Source organism: Idiomarina sp. UBA4206, from assembly GCF_002383015.1.
GTDB classification, from domain to species: Bacteria; Pseudomonadota; Gammaproteobacteria; order Enterobacterales; family Alteromonadaceae; genus Idiomarina; species Idiomarina abyssalis.
In genome coordinates this window covers 66,987-68,908 of the sequence record NZ_DFTS01000037.1, presented here as the reverse complement: position 1 = coordinate 68,908, position 1,922 = coordinate 66,987, and the positions used below count along the sequence as shown (strand labels likewise).

Annotated in this window: 3 protein-coding genes; all 3 read left to right on the top strand. The window is 47.8% G+C overall.

What is annotated here, in order from left to right; translation table 11 throughout:
* A partial coding sequence (locus B3180_RS07870) for an AMP-binding protein (RefSeq protein ID WP_286843888.1) occupies window positions 1-932 on the top strand: 932 nt, incomplete at its 5' end.
* Window positions 933-939: 7 nt separating this feature from the next.
* Window positions 940-1,296 (top strand): hydroxymyristoyl-ACP dehydratase, encoded by a 357-nt coding sequence (locus B3180_RS07865; RefSeq protein WP_054488775.1) that lies wholly within the window; start codon window positions 940-942, stop codon window positions 1,294-1,296.
* A 1-nt stretch (window position 1,297) separates the two neighbouring features.
* Window positions 1,298-1,922 (top strand): glycosyltransferase family 2 protein (locus B3180_RS07860; RefSeq protein ID WP_286843885.1); only part of this gene is annotated, 625 nt, incomplete at its 3' end.

The following is a 1,922-nucleotide window of genomic DNA, read 5'->3' as shown; positions in this document are numbered from 1 at the left end:
TCAGACAGTTATGGCTGGAAGTAGAGACGCTGGAGCAAACCTTTGCAGATAAACTAGGCCAGACGGATATTCTGGCCACGGTGACTCATCAGCATATTTACGGGCTTTTGTTTACAGTTCTATGGCCTCTTGCAGCCGGGCGTTCGGTAACATTACCTTTAGTCGATTACCCTGAGCAATTGCAGCAACTATTGGCGAAAGCTGACGGTCGGCGTTACGCTTTGGTAAGCAGTCCTGCACACTTGCAGCGTTTGGATAACTTGCCACAGCTGGCGCAGCATAAAAATGCTTTGACCATGGTCTTTTCGTCAGGTGGACCGTTGCCGGGCTCAGTTCCTAACAACTTCGCTGACAATGAACTGCAGGCCCCCATTGAAGTGTACGGCAGTACGGAAACCGGAGGTATAGCCTGGCGGCAGCGTAATCCGGGTGCTTCAGATAGTTTCAAGCCTCTGGCAGGCATAGAGGTGAGCTGCGACAACAACGATATACTGGTTATTCAGTCACCGTATCTTAAAGAGCCACAAAGGCCGTATACTACAGAAGATAAAGTTCAGCTTCAGGGGCAGGGGTGTTTTCTGTTACTCGGACGCCAGGACAGAGTCACTAAAATTGCTGAAAAGCGAGTATCGCTGAATGAAGTCGAGCAGTTTATTCAGCAGCACGAATGGGTCGAGTCAGCCAAAGCTTGTGTGTTACATAGCCCTCGTGTTGAGTTGGGTTTGGTGTTAGTGCTGAACTCCGCCGGCAATGCAGAACTTAATGCCCAGGGGCGTTTTAAAGTGCGTCAGGAGTTGCGGCATCATTTACAGCAGCGCTTTGAAAAAGTTGTTGTACCTAAACGTTTTCGTTATGTGGCGCAGCTACCTTATAACGGCGCCGGCAAAGTCACTCAGGCTGACCTACAGGCGTTGTTCGAAGAGGAAAAGTAGAGAGATTATGCAGACTCAACTACCTAAGTTTATTCGCTTCTCCGAAAGCGCCGGCGAGAATGAAAAGCCGGCACTTAATGGACAGTTTCAATTAGAAGCAGATTGTATTTATTTGCAGGGTCATTTTCCTTCAGCGCCCATTTTACCCGGGGTCGCACAACTTGACTGGGTGGTGCAGCTTGCCGCTGAGCATTGGTCAACACCCACCTCAATTCAACGCATTGAAGTCCTCAAGTTTAACGACATGATTTTACCCGGGGCGACGGTTGACTTGTTCATTGAGAGAAAACGCGAAGACTGCGTTACCTTTAAATATTCTGACGGTGATAAAGCGCTGTCTTCCGGACGCCTGGTGTTTAATTAATATGTCTCAGTATTGCTTTCTTATTCCTATTTATAATCACGATAAAACCATTACGGCAACGGTTGAGCGACTGCTGCCTTACGAGTTGCCAATTATTATTGTTGATGACGGCTCAAATGTTCATACCAAAGAAGTTCTGGCAACTTTAGCGGAAGAGCATAAGTCACTTGTACTACTGCACACGCTTCCCGAAAATAGTGGAAAAGGCGGGGCGGTTATGGCCGGCTTCCATTTGGCGGCTGAAGAAGGTTTTACTCACGCGTTGCAAATAGACGCTGATGGCCAACATGACAGTAATGATATTCCTGAGTTTTTAGCTTTGTCGAAACAGAACCCCGGTGCGCTGATAAGCGGGTTTCCGCAGTATGATGAGAGCATGCCGACCAGCCGACGCATTGGGCGCAAGATCACTCACTTTTGGGTGCATATCGAAACTTTATCGATGCAGATAAAGGATACTATGTGTGGTTTTCGGGTATATCCCTTGTACCAGACAGTGGGCTTAATAAAGCGTCGCGATATTGGCACACGCATGGACTTCGATATTGAAATTATGGTGCGCCTATACTGGGCGGGTACACCAGTTTTGTTTATTCCAACCAAGGTGATTTACCCACAAGGCGTAT